The sequence below is a fragment of the Natronosalvus amylolyticus genome, from assembly GCF_024298845.1.
Lineage (GTDB): Archaea > Halobacteriota > Halobacteria > Halobacteriales > Natrialbaceae > Natronosalvus > Natronosalvus amylolyticus.
In genome coordinates this window covers 180,439-206,406 of record NZ_CP101160.1, presented here as the reverse complement: position 1 = coordinate 206,406, position 25,968 = coordinate 180,439, and the positions used below count along the sequence as shown (strand labels likewise).

9 protein-coding genes are annotated in these 25,968 nt (G+C 59.8%); 3 read left to right on the top strand and 6 right to left on the bottom strand.

Annotation, left to right across the window (positions count from 1 at the left end; all coding sequences use genetic code 11):
• Window positions 1-22: 22 nt before the first annotated feature.
• Window positions 23-1,042, top strand: coding sequence for a proline racemase family protein (locus tag NLK60_RS18685; protein ID WP_254811099.1), 1,020 nt, complete (start codon window positions 23-25; stop codon window positions 1,040-1,042).
• A gap of 116 nt (window positions 1,043-1,158) precedes the next feature.
• On the opposite strand, the gene NLK60_RS18680 is transcribed toward NLK60_RS18685, so the two are convergent.
• The 4 genes from NLK60_RS18680 to NLK60_RS18665 all read right to left on the bottom strand — a co-directional run bounded on the left by NLK60_RS18680 (window position 1,159) and on the right by NLK60_RS18665 (window position 9,130).
• Entirely contained in the window at window positions 1,159-7,359 is a 6,201-nt protein-coding gene (locus tag NLK60_RS18680) for an outer membrane protein assembly factor BamB family protein (RefSeq protein ID WP_254811098.1), read from the bottom strand.
• A gap of 95 nt (window positions 7,360-7,454) precedes the next feature.
• On the bottom strand, window positions 7,455-7,829 hold the full coding sequence (locus tag NLK60_RS18675; protein WP_254811097.1) for a hypothetical protein: 375 nt from the start codon (window positions 7,827-7,829) through the stop codon (window positions 7,455-7,457).
• On the bottom strand, window positions 7,822-8,670 hold the full coding sequence (locus NLK60_RS18670; protein ID WP_254811096.1) for a tail fiber domain-containing protein: 849 nt from the start codon (window positions 8,668-8,670) through the stop codon (window positions 7,822-7,824). The genes NLK60_RS18675 and NLK60_RS18670 overlap by 8 nt, the downstream gene beginning before the upstream one ends.
• 13 nt (window positions 8,671-8,683) lie before the next feature.
• A complete protein-coding gene (locus tag NLK60_RS18665; protein ID WP_254811095.1) occupies window positions 8,684-9,130 on the bottom strand; it encodes a phage tail protein in 447 nt (148 codons plus the stop codon).
• A gap of 363 nt (window positions 9,131-9,493) precedes the next feature.
• Between NLK60_RS18665 and NLK60_RS18660 the strand changes: the two genes are divergently transcribed.
• The gene (locus tag NLK60_RS18660; protein WP_254811094.1) at window positions 9,494-10,831 is read left to right on the top strand and encodes a hypothetical protein; all 1,338 of its coding nucleotides are present in this window, start codon (window positions 9,494-9,496) and stop codon (window positions 10,829-10,831) included.
• A gap of 221 nt (window positions 10,832-11,052) precedes the next feature.
• Here the strand turns inward: NLK60_RS18660 and NLK60_RS18655 are convergent, their stop codons facing one another.
• Both NLK60_RS18655 and NLK60_RS18650 read right to left on the bottom strand, forming a co-directional pair.
• Window positions 11,053-17,178, bottom strand: coding sequence for an outer membrane protein assembly factor BamB family protein (locus NLK60_RS18655; RefSeq protein ID WP_254811093.1), 6,126 nt, complete (start codon window positions 17,176-17,178; stop codon window positions 11,053-11,055).
• Window positions 17,179-17,390: 212 nt separating this feature from the next.
• On the bottom strand, window positions 17,391-23,933 hold the full coding sequence (locus tag NLK60_RS18650; protein ID WP_254811092.1) for a carboxypeptidase regulatory-like domain-containing protein: 6,543 nt from the start codon (window positions 23,931-23,933) through the stop codon (window positions 17,391-17,393).
• Window positions 23,934-24,251: 318 nt separating this feature from the next.
• Between NLK60_RS18650 and NLK60_RS18645 the strand changes: the two genes are divergently transcribed.
• Complete coding sequence (locus NLK60_RS18645) at window positions 24,252-25,955, top strand: histidine kinase N-terminal 7TM domain-containing protein (protein WP_254811091.1); 1,704 nt, start codon at window positions 24,252-24,254, stop codon at window positions 25,953-25,955.
• The last annotated feature ends 13 nt before the right edge of the window (window positions 25,956-25,968 follow it).

The following is a 25,968-nucleotide window of genomic DNA, read 5'->3' as shown; positions in this document are numbered from 1 at the left end:
ATTTGTTCCCCCAGCTTTCATCATGCACACTAACACAACAGTCGAAACCATCGATACACACACTGCAGGTGAACCGACTCGAATCATCCTGAGCGGGTACGACGAGACCGACCTGCACGGGCTGTCGGTACCGGCTCAGCGTGATCGATTTGCCGACAGGTACGACTGGCTACGGGAGTTCCTCATGTGTGAACCTCGCGGCCACGACGATATGTTCGGTGCGGTCCCCACCGAGCCCGCCACCCCAGCGGCCGACCTCGGCCTGTTCTTCATGGACAGTCAGGGATATCTGGATATGTGCGGTCACGGGACGATGGGGGCGATCACCGCGCTCATCGAAACCGACCGCCTCGAGGCGGCCGACGAACTCGTGGTCGAAACCCCAGCCGGCTTAGTCCGGACGGCCCCCGCGGTGGCTGACGGGCACGTCGAATCCGTGGCCATCCGAAACGTCGACTCATTTGTCTACGAAACGGTGACCACCACGGTCGAACGTCGGGAAACGACGATTCCCGTCGATCTCGTCTCTGCCGGCAACCTCTTCGGCCTCGTCGACGTCGAGCACGTTGGCCTGTCTGTCGACCCGGAAAACGTCCCCGCATTCGTCGACCTCGGGATGGACCTGCGAGCTGCACTCAACGCCGAACACACGATCACGAATCCGTTTACAGATCGCGCCGAAGATGTGTCGATCATCGAGTTCTACGAGCCCGGGGGCGGTACCGAGGGCGTCGACCGGAACGTCGTCGTCTTCGGTAATGGGCAGGTCGATCGTTCGCCCTGTGGCACGGGCACCTGTGCGAAAATGACGCTGCTCTACGACCGTGGCGAGCTCGCTCTCGAGGAACCGTATCCCTACGAGAGCGTCATCGGAACCCGATTTACCGGTCGACTGCTCGAGACTCGAGAACGTGATGGCTATGCCGTCACGACCCCGGAAGTGACGGGCAGCGCCTACATCACCGGCCGCCACTCGTTCGTCCGCGATGGACGAGATGGACTCGGTCCGTTCTCGTTTGCGAGTCGCTCGAGTGCGGATTGAGCGATAAAACCGAGGTTGGAACCATGTTGCTCCGCCTCGACAACCGGGAGTCGATACGGATCGGGATACCGACTGTACCAGCGACGGCGTACTGGTGGTTTGGGTTGCTCTCTCAGCTACTGTCTAGAGCGCAGGACACCCGCCCCGATTGCGACGAGTGTAGCAACACCGACGAGTACCAGTACCATCGTCCACGAACCTGGTCCTCCAGCGGAGTCGCTGTCCAACCCGCTGACGGTGAAGTAGGAGAAACCAGGTGTTTCGGCTTCGATGACGACGAACTCGTCGTCTCGGTCGACGATTTCGGTTTCGAGAGGCTGCCACTCGCCGTCGACGAAGTGATCGACGCGAAGCGTTTCGGCGTCGACGTCACGTTCTTCGATTCGGTCCATGGATACCCGCATGGTGAGCGTCGCGTTGTTGTTCGCCGCTTCGTCGGGGACGGTGATCCGGGTTGCAGCGACCGTCGTGTCGGGTGACTGGCCAGTGAGTTCGGGCTCGTTGGTGAGTTCAATTACCGTCGCATATCCCTCAGTCGATTCCGCGAACGATATCGAATCGACTGGTGCCTCGTTGCTGAACGTCGCCTGCGAGTTGCCGTCCGAATCAGTGACGATGTTTACCTGCTCGGCGTTGAGAACGTCCACGTCAGCGGGAAGCTCTACAACCGTCGCTGTGGCGTCACCAGTTGTGGCCGTCTGGACTCCATCGACATCGACGAACCCTTTGTGTGCGATCGTGGTTCCGTCCTCGATATCACCGCGGACGGTCGCTTCGAAGACGAGCGTAACGTGCTCCCGATCGCTGTAGGTGGCGACGAGTTCGTCGTCCGCATCCGTAACCCCAGCGACGTTAGCCCCGTCGTCGTCGACGATCTCCACGTCGGTGAACGCGTCGAACGACTCGACGACCGTGAACGTTGCCTGATCCTCGGCTGTGACGTCAATCGAAATAATGAGGGTTTCACCATGGCTGATGACCTGTTGGTCAATCGAACGTACGGAGTCGATTTCGATATCGGCGCTGCTGTCGATCGCATCCGGGCCCGTCGTCGTTCGGTGTGTCCCGTCTTGATCGATGAACCCATCGAACGCAAACGTTCCGTCCCCGGCATCGGGCAGCGTCGCCTCATAGACGAGCGTAACTTGTTCACGGTCGCTGTAGGTGGCGACGAGTTCGTCATTCGCATCCGTAACCCCAGCGAGGTCAGCCCCATCGTCGTCGACGATCTCGACCTCAGCAAAGGCGTCGAACGATTCGACGACCGTGAACGTTGCCTGGTCGTCGGCCGTGACGTCGACCGATATGGTGACCGTTTCGCCGGGCGCAACGGTCTGTTCATCGATCGAACGCACCCCTTTGGATTCGGGCGTTGGCTCGAGTTCGGCTTGGACAGTGACGACCCCCGCAGTAATGCCGTCGACTGCCACGGAGTACTCGCCTGGCTCGCTGAACGCCGGGGAGAAGGCCACCGCCTCGGTTTCGTTCGCCTCGAGCACGAGAGTTCGATCCGCTTCGGACACGCCATCTATCTCGAACGTGACGGTGTGCTCGCCCGAAGCGTTCCCCGTATTCTCGACGGTTGCCACGACTTCGACGGTCTCGTTGACGTCAACGGTCGTCTTCTCGAGCGTCACATCGATCGTCTCGATATCCGGTTCAGGCTCGGGGTCCGGCTCGGGTTCTGGATCAGGTTCGGGCTCTGGTTCGGGTTCTGGATCAGGATCGGGCTCGGGGTCAGGATCGGGTTCTGGATCTGGGTCCGAGTCTTCGGTTGCGAAGATGCCGAACACGCCGGGATTCGTCGTTTCAAATCGGACAATGTTAGCGTCACCGTCGACGCTTGATGATGCGACAGTCGTCCACTCACCGTCATCGAATCGCAAGACGTGAAGGCCCTCATCGTCGAGGTCTTCGAGGTCAGACGATTCATACTGAATCGTCCCGTTGAACGGTCCATCATCGATCGAGACAATCTCGACAAACCGCCCAATGGAAGCGTCATCCGGGGTTGGCGGCGGCGACGAAATTCCGCTCACTTCGAGGTGTGACCCCTCGAAAGAAACTATCGTATCGGGCGCTATCGACGGACCGATATTGAGCGAGTCGAGGGACACGTCGTCCGCTTCGACGGTGACGTCAACGTGATTGTTTCGTGCTACCGTGTCGACGACGTCGACCGCACTCGACTGGATCAACAGCCCGCTACCGTCGTTTTCCTCGATCGTCGAGTTCGAAATAGTCACGTTAGTGGAATCGTCCGTGATTCTGATCCCGTGACCGTCGTTGAGCGTACTCGAGACGGAGACGTTCTCCAGTTCGATCGCCGTCGACGCACCGCGAACGTACACACCGGCCCAGCCGTCGGATTCAGCGTTCGCCTCGGCAGTCACGTTCCGGAGCATTCCGTCGTTTGAGTCGAATAGTTGGACGCCAGGTCGTTCGTTTTTCTCGACTCGAGCCGATTCGATCACGAACCCTTCAACACCGTTCGTTCGGATACCGAACGTGTTGTTCGACGCGGTGACGTCGATTACTCTGACGTCGGCCGCATCCTCGATCATCAGACCGGTACCCAGTTCGTCCCAACCGGTCGTGGTGACGTTGCGAACTGTCACATCGTCTCCGGAGACGACAATGCCGTAGTTCGATCCTCGCCACTCGACGGGCGCACCGGCGACGACGGCGTGCCCGTTGCCGTCGAACGTGACGTCGTCGGCCCGAATGTCGATACAGGTTTCGCCGTCTCCAACCTGATCGGTCGATACGTTTCCGGTCAGTTCGTAAACGCCCGATGAATAGATGACAGTACACTCATCGATCGGTTCGGCCTCGAAATCACCCTGCACGATCACCGAATCCTGATCGAGTAACTCACCTACCGTCGGTGCATCTTCGAGCCGATCAGGCGAGATATCGCTTCCATCATCCGAGTCGTAGATCGCTGCACGGAGTTCGTCACCAGCGTTGATGCCGCCGATATCCCCAACGTCGGCCACGAGGGTGCCGTCGGTTTCGACGGTCTCGAAGAGAATGCCATCATCGACATCGCCATCAGCGTGACCAACGCCGATCAGCGCCTCACCGCCAGTTGTGTTTTCGAAGCTGTACGTGACTTCGACCGCCTCATCATCCGCTGAGACCGGCTTTGTGAGTTCGATCGTCCCGGTTGGTTCGTCGGCCGATGGGGACAACCAGAAGCCACCGGTTTCCATTTCCGCATCTCCATTGTCCGCATCGGCAGTCGCCACGACCATGTAGGGGCCTGCCTGCTCGAACGTACCGACATCGAACTCGAACTGTGCAGTGTCGTTATCGAGTTCGACCTCGTCGATCGTTTCGCTGTACACTTCGATGGATTCCTGGTACCACACCTGGAGGGTGACGGTCAGGTTCTCGGTCTGAACGTCAGCCGTTTCACTGACAGTTATGTTGACGGTGCCGTAGTCGTCGCCTGCTTCGCCGTCTGGGAACTCGTTTGCGAAGTCATCAATCTTTAGCACCGAAGCCAGTTCCTCGACGATTTTAACGTCGTAAGTCGTGTTAACCGAGTCGTTTGCCTGTGCCCAGACCTCCAGATCAGAATATTCGCCGACTTCGACGTCGGTCTCGATCGGGACGGCCTGAGTCGCCTCGCCATCCTTGAACGAGATGGGATATAACTGATTGTCACCGTCGGGTTGTTCGAACTGCAGGTCGACGGTGCCAGTGAACGGTTCGCCATCGTGATCGACAGCATCGGTGACCGTCACGTCGAGTGGCTCGCCCTGTTTGATCGGGTCCTCGACGGCCGCGATCTCGAAGTCGGCGAGTGCTATCGCGGACGGATCGATGTGGACCGCATCGTCGTCCAGCAGCATTTCTCGATCGGCCGTTTCGTACAGATCCACCCGGATCGTGTCTCCCTCACTAATCCCCCCGAAAGCGTCCGTCTCGATGGATTCGGTTCCCGATTGCGTGAGGACGGTACTGTACGTCTCGCCGGTGGCTTCGTTTTCGACGACGAGATGCGCGGACGCACTTTCCGTCGCGTCGAACGTGACGTCGACAGCGATCAGTTCCTGATCGGTGGTGATCGGCCCGTCGATGCTGACCGTCCCGGTGGGTTCGGCTGGGAGTCTGGCGTCGAAAGAATGCACACTACCCGCGCGCGTGCTGATGTAAACCATGCCCTCGGCAACGGTCAGCGCATTCGTCCGGCCCAGCACCCCGAATACGTCCTGGCGTTCCCCGGACGCGGCGTCGAGTTTGAAGACGAATCCGTTGGTGTCACCGACGAAGACCGACGAGTCGGCGACCGCAGGGATAGATGGACCGTCGAATTCGGCGGACCACGCCACGTCGCCATCCGCCAGCGTGAGCGCGACGAGGGCGTCACCGCTAACCACGTAGACCAGATCGTCACCGACCGTCGCTCCGTAGACGCTCTCGCTCATGGAAGTCGACCAGCGCGGCGACTCGGTTTCCGTGTCGATCGCATACACCGTCTGGTCACCGGTGGTGTAGAGGGATCCGTCGACGACGCCTATGTTCGATGTAACACTCCCATCGGCCTCGAATGCCCACTCCTCGCTACCGTCGTCGGCGTCGATTGCGTAGAGGTGATCGTCTGCGCTGCCCGCATACACCGTCCCGTCGTCGATCACGACGGTGCGTATTTCGTCCGACGCTCCGTCGAACGACCACGTTTCCTCACCGGTGTCTCGATCGACGGCGTAGACGGCCGTGTCCCAACCACCGAAGTAGATGGTTTCGTCGTCGACCGCAGGATGTGAGCGAATGCGGCCCTCAGTTTCGAACGTCCACACTGGTTCGCCATCGGTGGCGTCGAGTGCAGTGACGTTTCCTGCGTCGTCTGGAACGTACACCATGCCTCCCGCGACGGTCAGACCCGGACTGAATTCTCCAATCGCCGGATTTTCGGTCACCCACTCGGCTTCGCCCGTCGAGACGTTGACTGCGTGAACGTGCTCAATCGCGGTGAAATACACGGTGTCGCCGTCGTGAACGACCTCTGAGGGGCTCCCGTCCAGTGCCAGGTACCACCAGGCTTCGTGCTCGGCGTGCATCCGGGAGATGTCGTATTCGAAGGTGGTGTGAGTCAGTGCCGTCTCGAGATCCGTCGACGGCTCGTCGTTCAGCCCCACGATGAGCTCGTACGGACTGCCGAACGGACCATCGGTATGCTCCGGATTGTCCACCGCCCCGATGGTGATCTGGTGGGTACCCCCGACCGGTACATCTCGCGGTTCGTCGAGTTCGATCCCCAGCGTCGTGTCTCCCTGCTCGGTGTGGAGCGTCGCGCCCACCGCCTGGCCATCGATCGAGACCCCGACGTGCTCGTCGGTGACGTTCTCGGTCGACAACCCGTCCGTATTTGCGTCGGAGAAGTCGACGGTAATCGACTCGAGGCCAGCCATTGGCGCTTCGACGCCGAAATCAATCGCGTACTCGACGTCCGTCGCTTTCGACGTGTTGTCGGAGAGGTCGACGCTGGTGAGTTCGATTTGTCCGTGGAGGAGAACGTCGTCTACCTCACTAATCCCTCGCAGAAATTCTGTCGTCGTTGCGGTTCCGTAGCCATTACGCTCGAACACGAGCGTTTCTCGATACCCATCGTGTTCGAGGGCGTAGTTACCGTTCGTGTCGGTCGTCGTCGAGACTCCATCCGATTCGACGGTCACCGTCACGTCTTTGAGGGGGACACCGTTGACGTCGGTGACCGTACCGACAAAGCCCTCACCGATCGGAAACTCTACGATTCCAGGAGTGGTTTCGACCTCGTCAGCGAAGACCTGAATGGACGCCTCGTAGTAGCCAATCTCGTCAGGGTTCGTGAAAATCGGAGCCGAAGCAACCTCGAGTTCGGCATCGGCACTGACCGTCGCTTCGTCGAGGTGAATTGTCAGCAGATCATCCTCGAGGGCGACATCCTCGATTGCTACGGACTCACCGTCGACCGCAACGTCGAACGCTTCCATCCCTGGATCCGGCTCGATTCCGACGTCTGAGGCACTGTAGTCGAGTTCGATTCGGTCGACGGACTCACGCTCGAAGCCGTCGAACTGGACGGTCCAGGTGTGTTCGACGTCCGCGGCCCCCGGATCGTCATCCGAGAGTTCGATTTCATAGGTATGGTCGGTCGCGCCCACTACGGCAATGCTCGAGAGGAGCACGAGTGAAAGTACGACTGCGGCTACAAGCCAGCGCCGTGCGTGAACCGACTGTTGTGCAGATTGTATCAAATTCGATGACGGCCGTTCATCGATATCGTCACTGTCCTCCTCGAGTGTGGATACGCTCGAGCGTCCCGTCATGGACGATCACCAGCGAGTGCACGCGTTCGAGCACAGCCATACCCAGTTCGGACCCTGTCGTACCGCTCCCGCTGTGATTGTGCCGTCATTCTGGTTCACTCCACCTGCTCCCCACTTTGCCATGCGTTGATCACGTCGAGCAATAGCGGCGTGTCGATCTTTCCTGCCTGCCAGTCCTCGAGCGCGCTCGACGCGCTAACTCCGGTGACCGTACCACTATCATCTGCGTAGTAGTCGACAGTACGACCGGCCGCGACTCCTGTGCCACCCTCGCCAAAACCGCCGACGCCGAACCCACCCTCGCCGTAGCCCGGTAGCTCCTCGTCGCTCGCACTGACCGTACCGGCGCCGCTTGCAATCCCAACCAGACCGAGAAACGTCCGCCTCGAGGCAGCCAACCGACTCGCACTCGGTTCCGTCGCCGAGTCTGTATCCTGATAGGTTGGCTTATCGCTGTCTGATTTAGTCATCGGCCTTCGTCGAAGGTTTGTGGCGTCCTTCCAGACTAGCGAGTCGCTCCTCGAGCGACGTCAATCGGTCTCGCAACGTCTGGTTCTCGGCTTCGAGCGCCTCGATACGGTCCTCCTCTGCTGCCTGCTGGTCACGGTGGTCCTCGACTCTCGCCGCCAGTCCCTGAATCGCCGCGAACGCCACGCCGTCGGCGTCCACTGTCGCAATCGAACCGTCGTCACCGTCCAGATCGAAGGATTCCTGGAAGTCCTCGGCCATCGGACCGATATGTCGACCCGTATCGGCGTTTTTGAACGTCCAGGAGTTGATCTCGAGGGACTCGACGCCCGCGAGAGCGGATTCCGGATCGACCGGTTCGATCGCCGTTTTGGCCGCTCGAGCGCTCGTCGTGTTGAACGCCGGTGCGTAGATCGGCATCTGCGAGCGAACTTCGTCGGGACCTTTCGACAGGAACTTGGTGTTCGTGGAATCGGCGAAGACGACTGCACCGTGATGGATCGCACGTGCACCGTTGCCCACCGACCGCGTCATGTCGTCAGTGTCGAAAGTGACCGAAGTGATGTTGACGGCTCCCTCGAACCCATCTAGCTGTAGGGTTCCGTCCTCGTCGAAAGTTCCCATCGCGAGGATGGGATTCCAGGAACTGCCGTCACCCTCGTATACGATCCCGGTGTCCGTTTCGAGGAACTTCGCCCCGTCTTTCGGCTCGTATGACTCCCGCTCCTCGGCAACGTCCCGAAGCTCCACGTCGACGTCAAGCTGGTCGAAGTTGTCGTTCAGCGGGACGTGCCAGTCCTGGGCGCCCTGTTCCGGGGTGTTGTAGTCGTGATTGTTTGCCATCGTTCACACCCCACTATTGTTCGATTCGCACCATCTTGTCGAAGGCCACCGTAATCGACTCCGTCGCGACGTCACCATCCGCAGCGGCGTCGAGTGCCGGGGGATCGTACACTTTGATCCAGGCGCCCTGGAACTCCCACCTAATCTGTGGCGCACCCTCTTCGTCCATCATGACGACGGCAACTTCTTTTCGCCCCTCGTCGACGTCGCCCATTCGTACTTCTTCGGCCCAATCGAAAATTCGCGTATCTCCCGGCTGAACCCCTCGTTCCATCTCCAGGTCTGCAAAGTGAGTCTGTCCCCAGATGTTCTTCTCCCAGTCAGGGTCGTCACCCTCCCGATACTCACCCTCCTCTGTCCACCGCGTCGGAATGTCTACCGATTGCCATCCCGGCACTTCGATGTCGTCGATCTCTACTTTGAATCGCCCCGTCCGCATTGGTCCGTGTCTGTCTGGCATGATATCCCCTCTGATTGCATCGGTCAGGTATCGGTTCCTGTGCAGCAGTGATACCTTCTTGAGTTCGTAACTGAGCTAAATTCATTTAACTCTGTGCTAACTACAGGGTAAGTTACCTACTTACTGTGGAGTAACCGCTCAGCGACGCGAACGGTTCGGAAGCCCATGGGTATTTTTAACGGACATACAGTTTTATATTGGATTAGACATGACACCAAGCAACAATCCACAGCTATGAAACGTAGAACGTTTATATCGGCGGCCACCGCTGGGACGGCCGTTTTAGCGGGGTGCTCCAGCAGTAATGGAGATGAGCACGAAAACTCGAGAAGCGAGAATTCAGACGACGACACCGACCTGAACGTGGCCGATTCCGATGGCGATTCAGACGGAGAGAGTTCCGATACTGATTCCGAGGATGTCGGGTCCGATAGCGGCCCTGAGGACGTCCTGAACCAGATGTTAGCGCATCTGAACGAAGCAAACGTTAGCCTCGCTAACGACCTCCTTCACGAAGAGTCACCCCGATCGTTCGGTCCCGAAGCACTTCCAGTGGATGCGTACGTTGTCGAGGATATAGAGCCAGTCGAAGCCGAACTCGAGGGTAAACGGCTGCGTTTAGTGCTCAGTGACGCCGGTGAAACGGCGACGTTCGAATATACCCTTCGCCAAGAGGGGGCGCAGTGGACAATATTCGATTGGGAGCTTCGAAGCGAGTGGCAAGACGAATCCAGTAGCGAAGACGGGAGCGAGCCCGACACCGACCCAGAGGAGGTGCTACAACAGCTCGTTGCACATTTGAACGACGGAGACACCACTCTCGCCAACGACCTCCTCCATCCCGATTCCTCTCGATCATTCGGGGCGGGAGCGCTCCCGATAGACGTGTACCTGATCGATGAGATAGCATCGATCGAAAGCGGAACCGCGCGTGCCATCGTACGGATCGTACTCAGTGACGATGGCGAATCGGCGACGTTCGAGTACACACTTCAGCAGGATGATGGGGGACAGTGGGGTATCTTAGACTGGGACCTTCGTCGCGGGTGGAGCGAAGACGAACGCGATTCCCACGCCGATCCCGAAGACGTGCTGGGTCAGATGATCGACCATCTGAACGGCGAAAATATCAGCCTCGCGAACGACCTTCTCCATATAGAGTCGCCCCGTTCGTTCACCCAGGATTCACTTCCGCAGGATGTGTACGTCATCGAGGAGATAGAACCGGTCGAATCTGGAAGCGAACGCGTCGTCGTACGGATGGGGCTCAGCGACGCCGGGGAATCGGCGACGTTCGAGTACACGCTCGAGCAGAGTGAAACGGGACGGTGGGACATCTTCGACTGGAATCTCCGAAGTGGGTGGGGTCAAGAAGCGGATGGCACCGAGGAACGAATCTCCTATGAGGACCCTGAGACAGTCCTGCGTCAGATGGTTACCTCCCTGAACGACGGAAATCTCAGACTGGCCAACGATTTGCTCCACGTAGACTCGTCACGGTCGTTCACGCAAGCCTCCCTCCCGCTGGATGCGTATGCTATCGACGAGATGGAATCGATCGAATCTGGAAGCGAACGTGTCGTCGTTCGGTTGGTGCTCAGCGACGCCGGGGAATCAGCGACGTTCGAGTACACGCTTCGACAGGCAGGATCTGCACGATGGGCCGTCTTCGACTGGGAGGTCGTCCAACACTGGAAGTGATGCGTGAAGTGGATTGCACTGAGTGGTATTCCAAACCTGCAGTTGTGAGTGAAATCGAACCGCATTGCGTGATTTCACTCACCGGTCGACGTTTGGGAGGGTACTGAGGACGAACGATCGGCCTCGAGCCGGTGAATCACCCCGAGGTCAAGCCTCGGGGTATTCTCCTGTACCGCTGATAAAATCGCTTGCAAGCTACTCCCGGAAGCACCCAACGTGGTTCAAGGACGCCGACCCAAAGCCACCGCAACAGCTAACAAGACGAAGAGGGCAGCCAGATGGCCGAAACCGGGCGTGCTATCGTCAGCCATATCGTCGTCGGTGTCGAGCGACGCATCGTCTTCATCACCGGTTTCTATGCCATCATCGTCAGGTTCGTCTTCGGTTGCAGTTTGCGTCCCGTCCTCATCGTCGGCCTCGTCTCCGGAGCCGGCCTGCGTTCCGTCATCGTCCGCTCCATCGTCGTCATCTCCCACATCGGTAGTGTCGTCGGCATCGTCCGTCTCATCTACGTCCGACTCGTCGTTATCTTCCTCGTCCGCGACAGCACTCACGTCGATGACCGCCGACTCGAGGGTTCCATCAACGTCTAGCTGGATCTCGTGGCTCCCATCTTCGAATTCGTCGGCATCGATTTCGTAGCTCAGTTGGGTCGATTCCCCGGCCTCGAGGTCCACCGAAGAAGTTTCGTACACGACGCCGTCGATCAGCAACTCGACAATGGCCGTTCCGGATTCCTCCCCGACGTTTTCGATGGTTACCGTGGCGGTAACAGGTTCGGTTTCGTCAATCGTCGTCGGAACGTCGAAGGATTCAATGGAGAACGAAGCGGGGTCCGGAGCGGGTGCCGGCATCGTTGGCGGCGGAGAACCACCTTCACCGTCGTCGCTATCGTCTTCGTCCTCGTCGTCGCTGTCCTCGTCATCACTGTCGTCATCGCCCCCTTCAATTGGCTCGAGCACCGTGTCGAGCGTCTGTTCGCCGGTGTCGATAGTCAAATCGTCAACAGTCGTGTTCTCGAATCCAGGCGCTTCGAACCGGACCTCGTACGTCCCCGGCTCGAGCAGTGGATGTTCGTAGACGCCCGTGGTTTCGTCGGTCATCGTTGGGTACTCTTCGCCCGCAGGGCCGAGCAGCCCATCAACGTCGACGAGAACGACCGTCGCGGCCACCGCCTCGCCATCGGACGCGTTCGTCACCTCACCAGTGAGCGTGCCGGTGGTTGCTGCCGCCTCGAGGTCGACGTTCTGGGTGGTTTCCTCGTCTTCGTTCACAACTAGGTTGCTCACCGTGAGTGGCTCGTACTCGTCGGCGTCGACCGCGAGGTCGTACGTTCCCGGATCGACGGTGAGTTCGTAGGTTCCGTCCCCGTCGGTGGTCGTCTCGGCAACGACATCGCTCCCGTCGACTACCGCGACATCGGCCCCGTCGATCGGGGCTCCGTCATCCGCATCAGTTACCATCCCCGCGATGGTGCCGGGTTCCTCGACGGGCTCCGCTGGCGGTTCCCCGAGGAACGGATCGAATCGAACGTTTTCGACCGGGTCACCGCTGAGGACCCAGGGCGCGATCGAATCGCCGTCGCCGTCAGCAACGGCTCCTGTATGCGGATCCTCGAGGCCGCCGCTCGGCCCGGTTGCATCGCCCCACCCGTTGTCGGTCAGGTCCAGTTGACCGGACTGGGACTCGTATTTCGCCCCATCGTCGTTCCGGACGAACTCGTTGAGCGATACCTCCACGTCGGTAGCAGTACTCCCGACCAGGAAACCGATTCCTTGCGTGTGTTCGATCGTGTTGTTGGTGACGCTGACGTTTACGAGATCACCAGTGCCTGCACCGAGTTCGATACCGACGTCACCGTTCTGATCGAGGGCGTTCTCGGAGACGACGACGCCGTCATCGTCCATGTTCGAACCCCACTCGAGGACGATTCCGCGGTCGTTGGTCGTGACGGAGTTGTTGTGAACCTCGAGCGCCGTACTCTCCTCGATCCAGATCCCGTCGCCATCGCCGTCGGTGATATCGTTGTTCGACACCACGAGTCCGTCGACATCGTGGGGACTCGAGCCGCGGATACCGACGGTTGAAGCGTCGATAATGGTGTTGTCATCGACGGTCACGTCGATCGACGCTCGAAGTCGAACGGCGGTGCCATCCACCGATTCGATCGAATTCGCCTCGATGTCGGATCGGTCGCTATGGAAAACGTCGACACCAACGTTCACGTTCGTGAGGTCGTTCCCGTGCACGTGCGTTTCGTCGCTGAAGTGTACTCCAACACCGGTTCCGTCCGCGTCGGTGATGGAGTTCTCGCCAATCTCGGCGTTAGGTGCGTCGTTCAGCAAGATCCCCGATGCCCCCACCGATGAGATGTCGGAGTTCGTTACGGTGGCATCGGTCTCGTTCCAGAGGGCGATTGCACCCCACTCGTCGGTGTCGGTCGATCGAACGTCCGGACCACCCGAAATCGTGACGTCAGTCACCGAGAGGCCAGTCCCCCCGATGCTCTGGATCGGCGCGACCACGTCGTCGAACTCGTGGCCGGAGATGTCCGCGTCCGTGGCGTTGAGCAGGACGATCTGTCCGGCGTCGTCGGGGATCTGCGGCGCGGTTTCGTCCTGACCGTAGACGAGCGGATCACCACCGACGGTGTTGTCGGTGATGTCGTGTGGGAAATCGGGCAGAAAGTCGATTGCGGCCACATCAATGTCCTCGAACACGAGGCCGTTGTCGAACGTGTTCTCGGTGATCGTCATATCGATCGCGTTCTCGATCACCAGGTTCGCCCCGTCGCTGGAGACGGAGTTGTTCCTGACGGTCGTTTCCTGAAGAACGTACGAGTTATCCGAGACATCGATTCCAACGCCGGTCACACCGCTAACAGTGTTGTCCTCGACGACGGAGTCGCCACCCGTCGTAATCGCCCACATCACGTCGACGTCAGTGACTGTGTTGTTGCGGATAGTGCTCTCGTCGTTCGTCGATATCGGGGCAGTGCCGCCCGTGATGACGTTGTCCTCGACGAGTGCGCCCGACCAGGTGACGATACCACCGCTGTTGTCGGTCATGGTGTTGTTCACGAAGGAGGAGTCACCCGATGTGGAAATTGCTCCGTCGTTCGAGGTGAAGTCGTTGTCCAGGATCGAGTGGCCACTCGAACTGAGCGCAATCACGTCGTTGGAGATCGTTCCGGAAGGGATGTCGACGACGGTGTTGTCGGAAATCGTGTTTCCGCTGATCAGTACGCCACCAGTACTACTTTGGCTCGGATGACCGATCGCTGAGACGTTGTTCTGTGTGAATGTACTGTCGACGATTTCGACATCGTCGCTCGAATCAATTCTGGCGCCGAAGTTTTGTGTTGTAGTGGATCCAGGAGTTGTATTCGAGATAGTAGTGTTCTCAATGCGTAGCCCATCAGCATCCCAGAGGTAGAACGCGTTCCCCTCACTGCCAGTAACCGAGCCGTTGACGAATTCGACGCCAGTGTGTCCCTCGACGTGTACACCCGCGCCATCTGAGTTACCATCCGCTGTGTAGTTCCGGATCTCGAAGCCGTCGATGGTGACGCCATCGGCCTGGACGTCGAATGCAGTCGCCAGCGACCCGTCCTCCCCGTCGAGAACGGGCCTCTCACCGTCGAACCCGACGATCTCGAGTCCTTCCTTGTCGATAACCACTGACTCGGCGTAGGTGCCGCCCGCGACCGCGATCACGTCACCCGGGCTGGCGGCGTTGACAGCTTCCTGGATCGTGCCGTTTTCGGGGACGAAGTAGTCGGATTCGCCGACGAATACCGTTTCGGTGTGGCCGTCTACATCGGTTTTCTCGTCGGAAACGGTGAGATCGTACACCCCCCACTCGTCGAAGCCATCGATCTCGATTCGGATGGTCTCGGTCTCGTAGGCCTCGAGTTCGATCGTCTCGACAACCTCATCGCCATCTCTGTCGACCGTTACGTCCTGGCTCACCGCTTCGCTCTTGACGTTCTCGTAAATGAGTTCGAGTTCGATCGACTCGCCAGGGTTGACTGACTCGTTGACCAGCCGTGCGTCCCTGAACTGGAGTGGATCTCCGAGCACCTGGACCGTCCCGATGTCGAGTAGTTCCTCGTCCCCCTCTGCAGTCTCTTCACTGAGGGTGACTGTGTAGATCCCAACTTCGTCAACTTCGTTGGGCGGCACGGCCAGTGAATCCTCGAGTTCCCCGTTCGCCGGAATCGTGCTGGTTCCGACAGTAGTGGGCTCCAGGTCCTCTCCCAGGACCGGGATGAACTGCACCGTCGTCTGGTGAGTGTCTTCCTCGTCCCCGATGTTTCGAACTGTCACGTCGAATGGGAGGCTTTCGTCCACGAGAATGCGGTTCTGGGTAAGTTCACCGTCGGTGATGAACGTCGCTTCCTCGCGTACGTCGATCGTGCCCACAGAGCGGTTGTCGACGCCGACGCTCCCGTCTTCGCCGTCGATCGTGACGTCGTACGTGCCCGCCTCATCGATGCTCGTCTCGAAGGTAACCGACGCCACCCCGTTGCCGTCGATGTCGAACGTCTTCGTGTCGTGTTCGACCCCGTCGACCAGCATCGACACGTCGTAGTCTCCGCCAGATCCGCCGAGGTTCTCGAACGTCGCTTCGACGACGACCTCCTCGCCGGCCAGAACCGGATCGGACTCGAACTCGGCATCGGCCATGTACACCGTATCGACCTGTGGAAGCACCAACAGCGAGTCGACGAACTCCCCGTCGACGCTCACGTCGTACTCGCCGGGCTCCTCGATTGCCGATTCCAGCGTCACGTCGCGTTCACCATAGGCGGGGACCTCGACCGGTGTCTCGAGGACATCGGTTTCCTCGCCGTCGACCTCGAGTGTCGCCGCGTGGGTGACCGTCTCGCTGCCTGTGTTTCTGAGCGTGACGTCGACGCTGAAGGTATCGGGGTCTGGGTCACCAAAATCTTCGACGATAGCTTCCTCTCGCAACTCGGCCTCGACAACGACGATCGGTTCGTCGGGTTCGGTACCCGTCCAGGCGTCGGTGTGCCCGTTCGTTCCCTGAACTGCCTGCGTGTCCTGACTCGAGACGCCCACGCCCGCGTCGATGGCGCGGTAGGTGGTCAAATCACTGACGCCCGCTCGAGTCGGAACGAACACTGATCCGTCAGAAACGATCGGGGAAGCGAGAACGCTTTCGTCACCGAAAAACCACTGCTCGTCGCCGGTGTCCGTATCGAACGCGTAGATGCCGGCTGCGTCATTGAACCCGCGAGTGGTCGTGAGAAATACGGTTTCGTCCGCAACGGTGGGTGTCCCCGTGAGAAGTCCCTCGTCGACTTCGTACTCCTGGTCGAGGGTACCATCAGAGGCGTCGACTGCGTACGCCGTCTGTCTCGCCGAAGCGAAATAGACCACATCCGTCGACCCACCGACGACGGTCGGGCTGGTCACGCCGGTTGTGGTCTCAACTCCGTCGCTAAACGTCCACTCTTCGGTCCCATCGCTGGCATCGAGCGCGTGCAGCGTGTGTGTATAAGTCGGTAATTCGCGAGGGTAACAGGCCCCCATACAGCCGGAACTCTCCAGAGAACTCGAGGTGACATAAACGGTGCCGTCTACGTAGGTTGGCGTCGATCTGACTCGCGTATCGAGCGCTTTCTCCCACAGCTCATCGCCTGTTTCGGCGTCGAGCGCCAGCAGATCGCCACTCTCGATTGGAACGAATACGGACCCGTCAGCCGTAACTGGAGATACATCAGTTGCCCAGCTAGGCCCGTCGTCGACGCTCCAGTCTTCAGTGCCGTTTTCCTGGTGATAGGCCGTGATCGTGTCGGTCCCGGTCCCCACGTAAACGCGATCGTCGTAAACGACAGGGGAGGACCTGACCGTGTCACCCGTCGGCTCGCTCCAGCGTTCATCCCCGTTCGCGGCATCGAGCGCGTACAGATGATTATCTTCGTTGAACGATGCCGTACCGACGTACACCTCGCCGTCGACGACCGATGGAGCCGTCTGAACTGCTGCACCGAGTTCTTTCGTCCACAATTCCTCGCCCGTATCCGCATCGAGCGCCAGAACCTCACCGTCGTCGGTGCCGACGTAGACGACACCGTCGACAACCGTCGCTTCAGTTGCGTCGGTGCCCTCTCCAAGCGCTTCACCCCACACTTCCTCGCCGGCCGATGTCGAATCGACCGCAGTAGTTGTGACCGCGTCCGATGTCGAACCCGAGACCCCCACGGCGGCAGTCACGCCGCCACCAACGATCACGATTGCAAGAAACACCGCACACAGTACCAGTAATCGACGATATCCCGTCGAACGTACATCAGTTCCAGGACGTTGCCCGGATTCCATGTTCTTCATCTTCTTTCAAATAGCGTGAAAGTCACCTCATGTTACGGGTTGAAACACTGTTTCACGTCGTGGGACAGGCCGCACTCGAGCGTGTCAGAACACCTTCAAATCCCATCGGATCCACAAAATGAGGCCCTACAGTATCACCCCCTCAGTAGGGAACCAACCGTGACAGCGAATACGAACCGATAGTCGAAAATATGGCAGCTACGTTAGACGTTACGACTCCGCCAGCGATCGGAAACGAGTGCCGCGACGAGCAACACGAACAGGGTGAGAACGACCCCGAAACCTGCCAGCCCATCGGAAGCAGCCGACTCACCATCCTCGTTCCCAGTTTCGTCCGCAACGCCGGCGTCGGCGTCGCCCGGTTTATCCTCGCTATCAGCCCCACCCACATCGCTCGTTTCGTCCTCACCAGCAACCCCATCCTCATCGCCACTGTCGTCATCCGCGTCAGCCTCGCCTTCCCTAACCGTTACCGAACCAGAGAGACTGTCATCATCCGAGGAGAGTTCCACCGTATAGACGCCGGCAGTATCCACCGAAACGTTTTCGAGCGCCATCCGCACCGATTCATTCCCCTCGAGCGTGAGTAACGTGGTTTCCTCGAGGTCGACCTCATCGACCGACACAACTAGCCGTTGCTCTCCAACGCGGTCACCGGTGTTCGTGACGACGACGCTCACGTCGAAGGTCTCGCCGACTTCGACGGCAGGTGGGACCTCGGGATCGGTAAGTTCGAAAATCGCAGGATTGGATTTCTCGAGTACCACCGTGTGAGTCGTCGCCGTCTCGTCTTCCGACCTGACGATCAGCGAGCCCTCACCGGCGTCTCCGATGGTCGTATCCCAGCTCAGCGAGATCGACGTCTCTTCGCCACGACTGAGTGAGATCTCGGTCGTATCGACCACTTCATCCGCAAAGTTGGACAGCGTAACCTGTTGTGTGCCCCAGCGTTCACCACTGTTTTTGATTGTTGCGTTTACCGTGATCGGCTCGCCCTCAGTCACGGTGTCGGTAACTGCGTCAATTGTCGCGTCGAACGACGCGGAGCGCCGGGGAGGTTCCGCTTCTACCACGATCGTCTCCGTGACCGCACTCTCGTTGTCGGTTGTGACCGTCAGTTTTCCAGCGCCAACGTCACTCGAGTCGGTCTGCCAGACGAGCGTAGCGGAGCTGTTTTCGCCAGCAGTCAGCGTAACCGATTGGCTATCGACCTCGTTACCGTCGAAGTCGGACAGCCTCACGTTCTGGGTTCCCTCGAGGTCGCCGACGTTGGTGATCATCACCTCGACGTTTACGGAGTCGCCTTCGACCACGCCAGTAGGGTAACCGTCGATGGAGATGCTGAAATTCGACGGCGCCTGCACGGTCACGTTCGTCTGCGGCGACGTCACGCTGTCGACGGTTGCTGTCACCGCGTACGTCCCCGGCGTCGTGTTCTCGAACACGCCAGCGATAGTCGCGTTCGTCCACGTGAATGCAGCGTTCGAATCTTCGACGAGGTTATTGTAAGCGTCGTACGCGCTCGCGTTGAATTCGATCGTTTCTTCGGCTGTGACTGTCTGGTCGGCTCCCGGGTCGAGTTCGACCGTCTCGACGGCCGCGGGTTCGACGGTAACCGTCGTCGCCTCAGACGTCACGTCGTCGATCGTCCCGGTCACACTGTAGGTTCCCGCGATGGTCTGTTCGAACGTCCCGTCAGTGGCGTTCGTCCACGTGAATTCGGCGTTCGAATTCTCGACGATATTGTCGTAGGCGTCGAAGGCCGTCGCGTCGAACGCAACCTCTTCGCCCGCTTCGATCGGCTGTTCAGCGTCGGGAGTGATTTCGACCGTCTCAACTGCCGCCGGGTCGACGGTGACCGTCATCACCTCGGACGACACGTCCTCGAGCATCGCAGTCACGTCGTACGACCCAGCGGTCGTTTCCTCGAACGCACCAGCAGTGGCGTTCTGCCAGGTAAACTCGGCGTTCTCGTCCGTGACCAGGTTGTCATAGGCGTCGAGCGCGGTCGCCGAGAAATCGAGTTCATTGCCAGCAGTGATCGTCTGGTCGTCCGCAGCGTCGATCTCGACAGTATCGACGACTGCTGCTTCGACAGTGACGGTCACGGGCTCGGAAACAACGTCGTCGAGTGTGGCGGTCACGTTGTAGTTATCCGCGGCCGTTTCATCGAAGGTACCGTCGGCAGCGTTTTCCCATCCGAATGCGGTGTCGTCGTCTTCGACGAGGTTATCGAACTCGTCGTAGGCAGTGGCCGAGAATTCGACCGTCTCGCCCGCCTCGATCGTTTGGGTCTCGGCGGGCTCGAGTTGGATCGAATCGACGGTAGCGGGCTCGACCATGACAGTAACTGTCTCCGAACTCACACCCTCCAGTGTGGCGGTCACCTTGTAGCTGCCGGCCACCGTCTCGTCGACCGCACCGTTGGTGGCGTTCCGCCACGTGAAGGCCGTCGTATCGTCCTCGACGAGGTTGTCGTACGCGTCGAACGCGCTCGCGTCGAATTCGACCGTTCCGCCGGCTGTGACCGTCTGCCCGTCTGCCGGATAGAGTTCGACTGCCACGGTGTCCGTCGGGAGGACCTCGAGGTCGACGCTATCGGTTATTCCGCTATCAGTGGAGACCGTCAGCGTGTGTTTTCCATCGGCTGTCGTCACTCCTCCCTCGGCGATAGAGAGGGGTGCCTGCCCGCTGTCGTCGAGTGCAAGCGAGACGACACTGAACACCTCGTCATCGTGCTCGGAAGCCACGGTGACGCCGCTGAGTTGCTGTCCTGACGCCGGATTTTCGTACTGGTCGGTCACGTCGATCACCAGGTCGACCGAGTCGCCTGCAGTCATCGTATCGGGCGTGTCGAGAATCTCGAGTGTATCCGCATCGCCTGCACCGACGTCGATGTCTGCGGTGTCCCCGTTGACGTCGGCGGCCGTCGCAGTCAGCGTGTGATCGATAGCGGCGCTGGTTATTCCGTCCGCGGCGATCGTCACCGTCGCGTTCCCGTCGCCGTCGGGGGTGAGCGACTCGTCGCTGAACATCTCGCCGTCGTGCTCGGAAACGACCTCGAAATCAGCGAGGGTCTGGTCTGCTATCGGATTGTCGAATCTGTCGACCACCTGGATCGTGAGCGTAACTGACCCGCCAGCGGTGATCGAATCCGGTGCGTCCACGATCGACAGCGAGTCCGCGTCGGCGGTCTCGATGTCGAAGGTGTCTGTCTCGATCGCGTCGTTCGTAACGACGTTCTCCTCGGCGGCATCGATGGAGAACTCGAGTCGATATCCCTCACCCGCGACTTCGATTTCTATGTCGTCGAACGTCGCGATGCCGTTCTCATCGGTCGCAACGGTCAACCCACCACCAGTGAGTTCCCCGTTTCCGTCTTTTGCTTCGGCTGCAACGGTAACGCCCTCGACGGTGTTTCCGAAGTCGTCGGTGGCGGTCACTGCGGGCGGCCCGGCGATGGACTCGCCCGCGATCGACTGCGCTGGCTGTGTCTCGACAGTAATCGACGCAGCGTCGGCCGATTCGACCGTGACGGTTGCAGAATCGGTGAGCGCGGGATCGGCCTCCCAGGCAAACTCGAGGTCGTAATCGTCGGCACTCGTTTCGTTGAACGCGAACGTCGCGTTCCCGTTCGCATCGGTGACCGAAGTGGTCCCGGCTGGGGGTCCCTCGAGGCTACCGTTGTCGCCGAGTGTAACCGTGACACCCGCACCGGTGTTCGTTCCGCCCTCGTTGGCAGTGACGGTGATCTGTGTCTCGGTTCCGGCGATTGCTGTCGTGTCGTGAGCCTCGAGGCTGTCGACGGTCAGCGGATCGACCGATTCCCACTCGAGTCGCGGGTAGCCCCCGGAGAGTGTCCACGTCTCGGGGCTCTCGAAGGAGAGCGCGTCCATGGTGACCAGTGGGGCGAATCGCTGCATCTCCGGAGCGGGGTCGGTGTCGCTCGTGTCGCCAAAGCCAGTAGTCCCACCAGCGCCCCCATCACCGATTGCCTCGTCCTGGTTTGTCGTTCCGCTGTCCCAGTATGCGTTTTCGACATCACCATCGTTGAAGCCGACGAGTCCGCCGACATAGTCCGTACCGTCGACCGTGCCGGTGGCGTATGACTCGCTGACTGTTCCCTCGAAGTTTTCGCCTACCAGCCCACCGACATTTTCATTTCCTTCGACAGCACTGATGGCGTACGACTCGCTGACTGTACCCCGGTAATTGTAGCCGACCAGCCCGCCGACAAATCTGTTTCCGTCGACAGTACCGCTGACGTACGACTCACTGACTGTCGCTCCGGCGCCGAGGAAGCCGACCAGTCCACCAACTTGATTGTCTCCGTGGATGTCGACATCTACGAGTCCAACGTTCTCGACGATCGAATCTCCGTCTGTTACTCCAAACAAGCCTACGTTGGTTTTCTCACTACGGTTGATTGTGAGATTCGAAACCGTGTGACTATTTCCATTGATCGTTCCCTCGAACCGTTCGCTGTTGGTCCCGATCGGATCGAAGCCCGCACTATTGTCGGCTGTTTCGCTTGCGACTTCGTCGTAGCCGTCGGTGCTCTCGTTGAGGTCGTTATTCAGTACGAACTCGCTGTCCAGATTCTTACGCACGTTGTGGAGATGATACCAGGTCTCGATCTGATAGGGGTCGTCTTCGATACCGTTGCCGCCCGCGTACATCGATTCTATCGTCACCGACGCGTCGACGCTCTCGTTTGCAGTTGCCACGCTCACCGCACCCTCGCCGACATAGTTCTCGGCGATTTGCCACTCGAGGGTGACGATCTCGGATTCGCCAGGCTCGAGTGTCAATTTGCGGTCGTCCCGCTGTTGGTCGTCGAAACCGGTGTCATTGAGCGTTACCGTCTGTGTGTCACTCTCGCCTCGATTCGTAACGGTCGCGTTCACCGCGAGCGTCCTGCCGACCGGTACCGGCGAGTTCGTCTCAGTGATCTCAACGGCGAATAACGACTCGGCCAGCAATGTCCCGTCGACTTCGGCTGTGGCACCGTCACCGACAGTTACGGCGAAGCTCGAGTTTGCGTTGTAGCCGTCCGCCTCGAATGTCAGGTCGTAGTCGTGGCCGCCGGGAACGTTCTCGATGGTGAAGGCTCCCGCTCCGTTCGTCTCCGCAGTGTAGGCTCCCGCTCCGTTCTGTGCGGTGACGGTCGCCTCCTCGATACCCACTCCCGTTACCTCGTCGGTGACCGTGCCGGTGATCTCGGCGTTGCCTCCTAACACATAGTTTGCCGACAATGTGTCACCAGGGTTAAACGATCGGAATGGGATATCTACTTTCTCGTATCCCGGTTGCGAGAACGTGTAGCTGTATGAGAGGTCACCCGGAACCACAATCTCCATCTTGCCATCCTCATCGGCCACGAATGCGTTCTCGACAATACCCAATGTGTCCTCTTCGATCCTCACGGTCGTCCCCTCGAGCGGTTCGTCCGTTACCCCATCTCTGAGCGTAATGGAATCACGCGCATCACCGGTGAGTTCGAGGTCGACGCCGGTCGCGTCCCCACCGTCGACGGTCAGAGTCGTGGAGTTCTCGTCCCATCCCTCGAGGTTGGCGCTCACTATGTACGCCTCACTCGTCTCGGGGACGTCGACGCTGTAGGAACCGTCTTCAGCGGTCTCGCTGGTGAACGTCCCCTCACTGTTCTCCACCGTGACCTCGACGCCGGAGACGCCGGTCTCGAAGGTCGTGTCCTCGACGAGGCCCGCTATCGTGCGGTATTGCACTACTTCGATCGTCACCGAGGCGTCGTCGTGCCCGGCGTCGTTTTCGAGCCGGTAGTTGAACGTATAGGTTCCCGCTTCTGTGGGCTCGACGAATTCGATCGCTCCGTTAGCTTCGACGGTCAGGCTCCCACCTGCCATCGAGACGGTCTCTCCAGCGTCGTTCCCGGTCACGTCGCCACCGATGTCGCCACCACCGAAGCTTCCGAGCTCTGCCTCGTCACCGAAGTCGTCCGAGTCCTCGGCGTAGTCGTCGTCGAACAACGTCCACTCGGGAGCGAGCGTTTGCCCGGTTCCCATCTCGACACCGGAGACATCGAACGCAGTCGGTGCAACGGTGAACTCCTGCAGTCGGACGTCGTCCGCCCAGAGTAGCGGCCTATCGAGACCGAAGTCCCCGCCGTTCACCAGTTTAATTCGAACGATCGCTTCGTCAGCGTTCTCTGGGGCGACCCTTGTCTCGACGTACTGGTCGGGTTCTGAGGGATCTTCGGGTTGAAACTCGCCGCTGTCTATCATTCCGTCACCAATGAGCGTACCGTCGTCGAGAAACTGCACCTCGAACTGTGCGTAGTCGTCGGTCACGTCGTCCGACCCGACCCACACGCTGAACTGATACTCCGAACCGCCCGTTACCGGAACAGTCTGCGTGGCGATAGAAACGTCTGTTGTGGGTTCTAGATCCTCCCAGTCGATGAAAACATAGTCCCCTTCAATCGGGTCCGGCATAAAATCGGGCTCGGGTTCGTTACATTCGAGTTCTCCCTGTTCGATCGTCCAGTGCAATGGCTCGCCTTGCTCTTGTCCAGCAATCGCGCATGCGGGATTTTCCAGTAGATTGAGAGATAAATCTGCGTCCGCTGCGTTTGAGGTCGTCAGAGACGAGGTTGCTTGAACGGTTCGTTCGGATATCTCATCAGCAGTCAACTCGGCACCACTGACACCGCCGAAGACACCCACCGCCACCACCACGAGAATCGCGGCAAGCCGAAGGCCCCTCATCGTGCCTCCTGGGTCGATACTGCACTGGTTCGGCGTGCCCCGTCAATCGACGTCCGCAGAGCTCCTGGTCGACAAACGGGCCCCCTCGAGTCCCAGTCAGGCTGCGACTGGTGTCCACCGAATTCCACCCATGAATTAGATCGCATTGCGTGACAGTCAGTATTACTGGAACTGTCTTAACCGAGATACCAGTGGATAGTGGTATGCCAGTGAGTCGCGTACTGCGGCGTCACCTGTCGGCCATCTCCGAGATACCCCACCACAGTGATCAAAATCGACAGAGTGGTACTGTCTGCCGCTCGAGAGAGTCACAGATTCATGTACGTTTCCGGGCTGATCGCGTATTCGGGGTCGGCAGTCATCGGCGGATTGCTCGCCGTCTCGCTGTTGGCCAAATACGACCGTCGACAGCCCGCCTTCACGTTCGGACTGTTTCTCCTGGTGATCGGCTTCTGGGCGGCCACCTACGTCGGCTATCTCGTCGCCTCGACCGAAGCGTGGCTGCTGTTTTTCATCCAACTGTCCTATCTCTCCGTCGTCACTGCCCCAATCGTCTGGGTCGTCTTCGCCCTCCAGTACACCGACCGTGGGGCGTGGCTCTCACGGCGGCGGCTCGTGCTCCTGTCGGTCGTCCCCGCCGGCGTTCTCGCGCTCGTCTGGACCGCCTCGTATCACACGTGGTTCTATGCGGAAATGTTCGTCCGAACGGTCGACGGCGTCGCCCTGCTCGAGACCCCGCCCGCGATCGGTCACCGGATCAATATCGTCTACTCATACGGCCTGCTCCTGATCGGGACGGGCCTCATCGTCGGCGAGACCGTCACGAACAACCGACTGTACAGACGCCAGTCGCTGGTCCTGTTTGCCTGTCTGAGCGCGCCGTGGTTCGCCAACGGCGTGTTTCATCTCGGCTTCCAGCCGATTCCGACGGCGGATCTCACACCCGTCGTCTTCGTCATCGTCGGCATCCCGTTGGCGGTGATCGTCCAACGCGCCGAACTCACGGGGTTCGTCCCGATCGCCCACGAACGAGTGTTTCACACCCTCGACGATCCCGTGTTCGTCGTCACCACGTCGAACCGAGTGCTGGATGCCAACCGAGCCGCACGACGATTGGTGGATGCCGACGGCGACCGGATCGAGGGGAGCGATCTCAACACGATTCTCCCAGAACCGCTGCTCGAAGACGGCGATCTCCATCCGGGACTCCGTGAGAGCATTGAGTGTGTGATCGAGGTCGACGGCACCCCGCACCAATTTATCGCACGGCTTCGAGGCACCGAGCGGACCACCCAGGCCGACCCCCGTGGCCGTATCCTCTCACTGACCGACATCACGGTCCAGAAGCGCCAACAGGAGAGCCTCGAGGCCAAAAACGAACAGCTCGAGCGCCTCGCGGGCGTCGTCTCCCACGATCTGGCGACGCCGTTGGCGACCGGCGAAGGCCTCCTCCATCTCGTTCGGGCGGACCTCGAGTCACCCTCGGCCGAGATCGACCAGTCGTTGGCGGATCTCGAAGCCGTCCACCGTCGCCTCCGGGCCTTTGCGGAGGGGCTCCCCGCGCTCGCCCGCGAAAGCACCGACGTGGAGACGCCGACCGACTGCGATCTCGAAACGGTCGCCAGAGGGGCGTGGGAGGTGGTCGACACTGGCGATCTGTACCTGTTGATCGACTCGAGCGACACGCTGCGTGCGGACGCGAGTCGGCTTCAGCAGGCGTTTGAGAACCTGTTTTCGAACGTCGCCGAGCATGCGGTCGACGGGCAGAGGGGAGCGACAACTGTCCGAATCGGGCGACTGTCCACCACTTCGGGGTTTTATATCGAGGACGACGGCCCAGGAATTCCGGCGGGTCGACGCGAGGATCTCCTGGCGTTTGGGGTATCGACCGGGAGTGGAGCCGGCTACGGACTGGCGATCGTTCGGACGATTGTCGAGGCGCACGGCTGGTCACTATCGGTCACCGATGGCGCTGATGGTGGTGCACGCTTCGAAATCGAGACGGTCCCACACGCTCGATGAACCGGTCGCACCC

Coding starts and splice junctions, on each gene's coding strand:
- NLK60_RS18665 (WP_254811095.1), bottom strand. CDS start 9,130: ATGCCAGACAGACACGGACCAATGCGGACGGGGCGATTCAAAGTAGAG.
- NLK60_RS18675 (WP_254811097.1), bottom strand. CDS start 7,829: ATGACTAAATCAGACAGCGATAAGCCAACCTATCAGGATACAGACTCG.
- NLK60_RS18645 (WP_254811091.1), top strand. CDS start 24,252: ATGTACGTTTCCGGGCTGATCGCGTATTCGGGGTCGGCAGTCATCGGC.
- NLK60_RS18685 (WP_254811099.1), top strand. CDS start 23: ATGCACACTAACACAACAGTCGAAACCATCGATACACACACTGCAGGT.
- NLK60_RS18650 (WP_254811092.1), bottom strand. CDS start 23,933: ATGAGGGGCCTTCGGCTTGCCGCGATTCTCGTGGTGGTGGCGGTGGGT.
- NLK60_RS18670 (WP_254811096.1), bottom strand. CDS start 8,670: ATGGCAAACAATCACGACTACAACACCCCGGAACAGGGCGCCCAGGAC.
- NLK60_RS18680 (WP_254811098.1), bottom strand. CDS start 7,359: ATGACGGGACGCTCGAGCGTATCCACACTCGAGGAGGACAGTGACGAT.
- NLK60_RS18655 (WP_254811093.1), bottom strand. CDS start 17,178: ATGGAATCCGGGCAACGTCCTGGAACTGATGTACGTTCGACGGGATAT.